At 69.0% G+C, this 6841-nt stretch carries 7 protein-coding genes; 5 read left to right on the top strand and 2 right to left on the bottom strand.

Going from position 1 to position 6841, the window contains the following annotated elements:
* A partial coding sequence (locus tag FK268_RS19415) for a heterodisulfide reductase-related iron-sulfur binding cluster (RefSeq protein WP_166443507.1) occupies window positions 1-2450 on the bottom strand: 2450 nt, incomplete at its 3' end.
* Between the two features lie 192 nt (window positions 2451-2642).
* Between FK268_RS19415 and FK268_RS19410 the strand changes: the two genes are divergently transcribed.
* From FK268_RS19410 to FK268_RS19390, 5 genes are all read left to right on the top strand, one after another.
* On the top strand, window positions 2643-3218 hold the full coding sequence (locus tag FK268_RS19410; RefSeq protein ID WP_146437043.1) for a SanA/YdcF family protein: 576 nt from the start codon (window positions 2643-2645) through the stop codon (window positions 3216-3218).
* A gap of 53 nt (window positions 3219-3271) precedes the next feature.
* Window positions 3272-3643: a hypothetical protein gene (locus tag FK268_RS19405; protein WP_146437041.1), complete on the top strand. Its 372-nt coding sequence runs from the start codon at window positions 3272-3274 to the stop codon at window positions 3641-3643.
* Between the two features lie 70 nt (window positions 3644-3713).
* Window positions 3714-4220, top strand: coding sequence for an SRPBCC domain-containing protein (locus tag FK268_RS19400; RefSeq protein ID WP_146437039.1), 507 nt, complete (start codon window positions 3714-3716; stop codon window positions 4218-4220).
* Window positions 4217-4738, top strand: a complete 522-nt coding sequence (locus FK268_RS19395) for a TetR/AcrR family transcriptional regulator (protein ID WP_158636165.1) — start codon at window positions 4217-4219, stop codon at window positions 4736-4738. The genes FK268_RS19400 and FK268_RS19395 overlap by 4 nt, the downstream gene beginning before the upstream one ends.
* A 283-nt stretch (window positions 4739-5021) precedes the next feature.
* Entirely contained in the window at window positions 5022-5516 is a 495-nt protein-coding gene (locus FK268_RS19390; RefSeq protein ID WP_146437037.1) for an FBP domain-containing protein, read from the top strand.
* A 6-nt stretch (window positions 5517-5522) separates the two neighbouring features.
* Here the strand turns inward: FK268_RS19390 and FK268_RS19385 are convergent, their stop codons facing one another.
* Window positions 5523-6800: an oxygenase MpaB family protein gene (locus tag FK268_RS19385; protein ID WP_146437035.1), complete on the bottom strand. Its 1278-nt coding sequence runs from the start codon at window positions 6798-6800 to the stop codon at window positions 5523-5525.
* Window positions 6801-6841: the final 41 nt, after the last annotated feature.

Raw genomic sequence — 6841 nt, 5'->3', positions numbered from 1 at the left:
CCGGGCTTCTTCGGTCCGCCCGGGCGCTTGCCGCCGCCGGCCAGGCCGAGGCCGACCGCGGGCTTCGCGTCCTTCTTCTCCGCCGGTGCAGCCGGTGCGGCGGGGGCCGCGGCAGCGGGAGCGGCCGTCGGGGCAGCCGCGGGGGCCTCGGCAGGCGCCTCGGCGAGGGCGGTGGCACCGTCGGACACCTTGCGGTTCGGGTTCCCGACGACGATGCCCTCGGGGAGGCCGCGCTTGACGGACTCGAGGAGCATCTGGGCCACGTCGACGACCTCGGGCGCTGCGGCCTCGTTGTCGGCGGTCTGGGCGGTCACGCCGTCGGAGAGCATCACGCGGCAGAACGGGCAGCCGGTGGCGATCTTCTTGGGCGTGGCCTCGGGCGACGAGGAGAGGGTGTTCAGGGCCTCGTCGACGCGGTCGATGTTGATGCGCTTACCGAGCTGCTCCTCCATCCACATGCGCGCGCCACCGGCGCCACAGCACATGGAGCGCTCGAGATGCCGCGGCATCTCCTTGAGGGTGGCGCCCGAGGCGCCGATCAGCTCGCGGGGGGCCTCGTAGACCTGGTTGTGCCGGCCGAGGTAGCAGGGGTCGTGGTAGGTCACGTCCTCGCTCGGGGGCGCGACGGGCACGAGGCGCTTCTCGCGGACCAGCTTGTTGAGCAGCTGGGTGTGGTGGACCACCTCGTAGTCGCCGCCCACCTGCGGGTACTCGTTGCCGAGCGCGTTGAAGCAGTGCGCGCAGGTCACGACGATCTTGCGCTGCTTCGCGGGCACGCCGTCGAAGACCTCGTCGAGCTGCTCGATGTTCTGCTGCGCGAGCATCTGGAACAGGAACTCGTTGCCCGCGCGGCGGGCGGAGTCACCGGTACAGGTCTCGCCCTGGCCCAGGACCAGGAAGTTCACGGCGGCCACGTCGAGGAGCTCGGCCACGGCCTTGGTGGTCTTCTTCGCGCGGTCCTCGAAGGCGCCGGCGCAGCCGACCCAGAACAGGTACTCGAAGCCCTCGAAGGACTCCACGTCCTGGCCGTAGACGGGGATCTCGATGTCCATCTCGTCGATCCAGGCGGTGCGCTGGCTGGCGCTCTGGCCCCAGGGGTTGCCCTTGTTCTCGAGGTTCTTGAACAGGCCGGCCAGCTCGTGCGGGAACTCCGACTCGATGAGCACCTGGTAGCGACGCATGTCGACGATGTGGTCGACGTGCTCGATGTCGACGGGGCACTGCTCGACGCAGGCACCACAGGTGGTGCAGGACCACAGGACCTCGGGATCGATGACGCCGCCCAGGGCGCCGTCCTCACCCGCGGGGCCGACGAGCGAGCGCTCGGCCTCGGCGCGGGCCTCGGCGGGGATCTTGTCCAGCTTGGCCTGATCGATCTCGCCGTCCTTGCCGACGAGACCGATCTCCTCGCCCGACGGGTCCGTGCGGCCCCCGGCCAGGAGGTACGGGGCCTTGGCGTAACCGTGGTCGCGCAGGCCCATGATGAGGAGCTTCGGGCTCAGCGGCTTGCCGGTGTTCCACGCGGGGCACTGGCTCTGGCAGCGACCGCACTCGGTGCAGGTCGTGAAGTCCAGCCAGCCCTTCCAGGAGAAGTCCTCGATCTTGCCGGCGCCGAGGTTGTCGACGTCCGGGTCCGTGTTCTCCATGGTCAGGACCTTGCCGTTGGCGACCATCGGCTTGGCGGCACCCAGCGCGCGGCGGCTGCCCAGCTCGCGCTTGAAGTAGATGTTGAAGAACGCGGAGAAGCGGTGCCAGGCGACGCCCCAGGTGAGGTTGCTGCCGACCAGGATCAGGAACATCACGCCCGACATCAGCTTGATGAAGGCGAAGACGGTGATGAGGGTCGGGCTCGCGGGGAGCAGCGTCGCGACGTGGCGGGTGAAGAAGTCGGTGACCGGGCTGGACTCGCCGTAGGTGGCGATCTTGCTGGCCTTGACCAGGATCATGCCGACGCCCTCGGAGAGCACGATCGCCTCGATCGTGTACGCGGGCAGGAACTTACTGCCGGCGAAACGCGAGAACAGCGCGGGGTTGCGCGGGTGCTTGATCTGGCGGACCACGATGAGCACGAGGATGCCGAGGAAGGTCGCGATGCCGAGGATCTCGTCCATCAGGTGGTAGACGGGCCACGAGCCGACGACCGGCCAGTGGAAGTGCGGGTCGAAGGTCTGGGGCAGCGCCTCGAACCAGAAGACCATGCCCGCGAGGAAGCCGATCATCACGAACCAGTGGGCGATGCCCACGGTGCGGTTCTTGATCATCTTGGTGTGGGCGAGGAACTCGACCACGACCTCTGCGGCGCGGGGGATGAAGGGGAGCCAGCGGTCCTTCGCGGACTGTCCCTGCGCGATGATCCGCACCATGCGGAACGCGCCGCGGAAGAAGATCGCCCAGGCGACGACGAAGGCGATGGCGCCGATCGTGCCGAGGGTGATGTTCAGCGGGGTGATGTCGGACTCGGCGGCGGCCAAATACGTCTGGTCCACGTCGTGCACCTTTCTGCCTCGCGGGCTGGGTAGCCACTCATGTTACTCGTCGGTAACATGAGTGCGAAACCACTGCGTCTGGCATAACGGTAGATCGCGGACCAGGGGGCCTTCGCGCGAAGGTTGACCTAACTACCTGCTCGGTAAGGTGGGCGCATGAGTTCCGTCGCCTCAGCGCTCGCGCAGCCCGCCTCGCGACTGCGCGCCGTCGTGACGGGAATCACCGGACTGGGTCCTCTGTACTCGCCTGAGGCGGCACCGTCCGCGCCCGTGGCGATCGCCTTCGGCGCGTCGGTGCGCGGTGGCCGTCCCGGCTCCTTCGTCGAGGGTCGGCTGGAGGCATCGCTGCAGCTCCTGCGGCTGGGGAAGGTCGAGAAGATCCTGGTTTCGGGGAACTCCGAGGGGCTCTCCGGTGACGAGATCGCCGTGATGACGGGGTGGCTCCGCGACCGCGGCGTGCCGGATTCCGCACTGCTCACCGACGGTGCCGGCCTCGACACCTACCTCGCCTGCCTCCGTGCGCGGGACGAGTTCGGAGTGGGGCGCGTGCTGCTCGTCTCCCAGTTCTTCCATGCCCGACGGGCCGCCGCCCTCGCCCGGCATCTCGGCCTCGATGCCGACGCCGTCCGCGCCGAGGCGGCCTGCACCCGCCGCTCCTGGGTGCGCAACCTCGCCCGCGAGTACCTCCTCTCGCGCCCCAAGGCCGCTCTGGACATCGCCCGTCGGCGCTGAGCCGGACGCTGCTCAGCCCGTCTCCGCGGAACGCCCGGCGTTAGGCTCGGCCGATGGGGGTCGACGAGGAGTACCGGCGGGTTGCACGAGGCTTCGTCCGGTTCGGGGTGCCTGTCGCCGGGGTCATTGGGGCGTTGAGTGCGTGGCAGATCGCGCACGTCGTCGGCCGTCGAGTCTGCGGCATGGCGTACGGCGTGCCGGAGCGGATCTCCGTGAACGCCCTCGGTTTCGTGTGGACCGTCGTCGCGGTCGTGCTGACGATCGCCGCAGGGGTGCTGCTCACTCCGGGCCGCGGGCGGAAGCGGCTGATCGTCGGATTCCTCGCGCTCGCGTTGTTCGTGCTCGGAACCGTCGCGATCCCGCTGCTGGCCGCCGGATCGTGTGAGGGCGTCGGCCCGGCGGGGCGGTACCCGTCCGGCCGCTGACCGAGGGCTACTTGCGCGGCTAACGTTGTTCGCCTAATCTCAAGCTAACAACGTTAGCCAAGGGGGCGTCATGAAGTGGATCGCGTCGGTGGTCGCGGTGATCGTGCTGGTGGGAGCGCTCGCGGTCGTGTTGTACCGCGAGCGGACGGTGGAGCGGTCGATCGAGATCCCCGCGTCGCCGGCAGAGGTGTGGCGGGTCCTCATCGACTTCGACGCCTACCCGCAGTGGAATCCGTTCGTCGTCCACGCCGCCGCCCCGGACGGCCTGACGGTCGGCGAGAAACTGGACGTCCGGATCAGCAACGGCGGCTCCGAGACGGGTTTCCGGCCGCTGGTGCTCGCGGTCACTCCGGACGCCGAGCTGCGCTGGGTCGGGCGCGTGCTGGTGCCGCGCCTGCTCGACGGCGAGCACTTCTTCCGGCTCGAGGCCACCCCGACGGGCACCCGGTTCACCCAGGGCGAGCACTTCCGCGGCGTCCTCGTGCCGTTGGTCGGCTCGGCGATCGACGTCACCGACGGCTTCGACGCCATGAACACCGCGCTCCGCGACCGGGTGCTGGCTACGATCGCCCGGTGATCCCCGTCGACCTGGACCCGCTGCGCGAGGCCACGCCTCGCGCCCGACAGATCGTCGAGACGGCGCGCACCCTGCTCGAACGCGACGGCTGGGACCGTGTGACGATGCGCGACCTGGCCGACGAGATCGGGATCCGGGCACCGTCCCTCTACAAGCACTTCGCGAACAAGGACGCGCTGAAGGCGGTGCTGGTGGGCGTCGCGCTCGCCGAGTCGGGCGGGGCGCTGCGGCCCGTGACCGACGTGTCCAACCTGTTGACCGCCTACCGCGCGGTCGCCCGGGGCAATCCCAACCTGTACCGGCTCGCCACCGTCGGGCCGCTGGACAGGGCGGCCCTGCCGGAGGGGCTGGAGGAGTGGTCGGGGGCGCCCTTCTTCGAGGTCACCGGCGATCCGCATGCGGCGCAGGCGCTCTGGGCCGCCGCGCACGGCATGGCGATCCTCGAGATCGACGGTCGCTTCCCCACTGGCAGGGCGCCGGATGAGACCTGGGCGGAGTTGGCCCGCCGCTTCCCGTGAGACGGTGTCCGTGAATCCACGGCTCAGATCGACACGAGGCCGGATTTGGCCTCCTGTGGAGTTCAGCCGTGGATTCACAGAGCGGCCTCGAAGCTCCTGCGGAAAATTCGCGTGACGGCGCACGTAGAGTGGACGGCATGAACCGAGGAGGAGTGTCCGGCGCCCTGCGCCATGGCAGATGACCCCGCCCCGCAGCCGATCCAGCAGGACCGGCTGCGTAGCTCTGCCCACACACTCCTTCACCCGCATCCGATCGCGGGGCTTTGTGAAAGACGGTTCGATCATGGATCCCGTATCCCAGCAGCAGATCATCGACGCCTTCCGGGGCGCCACCAAGAGTGAGGTCAAGCGGGTCACGTTTCCCGCGGACTTCGACGACATTGATTTCGGAAAGCTCGAGTTCCTCGGCTGGCGCGACAAGAAGATCCCGCGCCGCGCCTACGTGGCGGTGCCCACGGATGGCGGCTTGGTGACGATCCTGCTCACGCAGGCCGAGGCCAAGCCCAAGGCGAAGGCCATGTGCACCTGGTGCCGCGACGTGAACATCTCCAGCCAGGCCGTCCTGTACACGGTTCGACGGGGCGGTTCCGCCGGCCGCAAGGGCGACACCATCGGCGTGCTCGTCTGCGAGGACTTCAGCTGTGCCGCCAATGCGCGCAAGCTGCCGCCCGCCTTCCACAAGGGCACCGATACCGATCAGATCCGCGAGCAGAACCTCGCCGACCTGCGCCGCCGGGTGAACGGTTTCGTCGCCGAGGTGCTCAGCACGGAGGACTAGCGGCGGCTACCGGTACAGCGGCTTGCCGTAGTTCGGATTGTTCCCCGTGGGGATCTCGATGTTGATCGGCCGGAACTCGCCGAGGTACACGAGCTCCAGGGTGTTGGCGAGCTGATCGAACTGGCGGTAGATCTCCGGCGGCATGGCGGTCTGCGTGAGCACACCCTCGCGGATCGCCACGTACGTCGGCCAGCCGGCCGTGAGCAGCCCCTGCAGTAACGGCTGCCGGGGCAGCTGCATCCAGTCGGTCAGCTTGTCGCCCAGCGAATACCGGGTGAAGGCCTCGAGGGAGGGACGGGAGAGGATCGTGCCGTCGACGGACCTGCCCAGGTCCATCAGCATGCTCGCGATCTTCACCCCCTCGGGCGTCGGGCCCATGATCGAGTCGAGATCCACCTGCGCCTGCTTCTCGGCCTGCTCCCAGCTCGACGGGATGTAGGCGTCGTGGATGCCCAGCATGTGGCCGTTCACCTGCCACGAGTGCAGCAGGCCCTCGATCTCGTCCTGCGGCAGATGGACGCCCCAGTTGCGCATGATGCGCATACCCATGGTCGCGAGGCTGTGCCAGGTGACCATCATGTCGGCCTGCGAGATGGGCTGGGGCTGCTTGTTCACTGTGCGCCAGTGCGGCGACTGGGGGAGCAGGTGTCGCACCGCGCTGTGCGTGAGCCGCACCTTGACCGCGGTGGTCGCGGCGCGGCCACTGGGACCGTAGGCGCCGACGGCGATCTGGTCGTAGACCAGCCGGTACGTCTTGGCGATGCGGTCCTTCATGTTCGCGCCGCCGGCCGACCAGTACACCGCCTGCGATTCGCGGGGAATCACCGACATCATGACGCCGCCCGAGAAGCCGATGATGACCGACAGGTACAGGCTGCGGGTGGTGTAGAACGTGTCGGCGCCCTTGAGGAGTCGGCGGTCGAGCCAGTCCGGGAGTTTACGGGCGTGCTCGATGAAGTCCCGCACGTCCGAGGGCATGCCGGCCGGGACCGGCTGGTCGTTCGTCTGCCAGTCGGCGAGCGCCCGGTTGACCCGGCCCGCGTCGCCCCGCTCGAGTACGGACTTCATGAGCTGGTCGCACTCGGTGTCCCAGGTCCGCTGTGGGTCGGGCGTGCCGTCCGTGCGGACGCCCGGCGCCGCCGAGACGAGGCCCGTGCCGAGTGTGCCTCCCAGCGCCGCGACACCGGCTGCGGCCGCGCCCACTCCGGCGGCGCGCAGCGCCTCTCGCCTGCTGATTCCGTCGTGCTCCAGGATCCCGCTCACGCCCCACGCCCTCTCGCCCATGATCTCGGCGTAGGTTAGCGAGACGACGTTGCTATTGCAAC

It is taken from the genome of Tsukamurella sputi, assembly GCF_007858445.1.
Classification (GTDB): Bacteria; Actinomycetota; Actinomycetes; order Mycobacteriales; family Mycobacteriaceae; genus Tsukamurella; species Tsukamurella sputi.
Note: the sequence above shows the minus strand (reverse complement) of the source record. Positions and strands in the feature narration are given on the sequence as shown.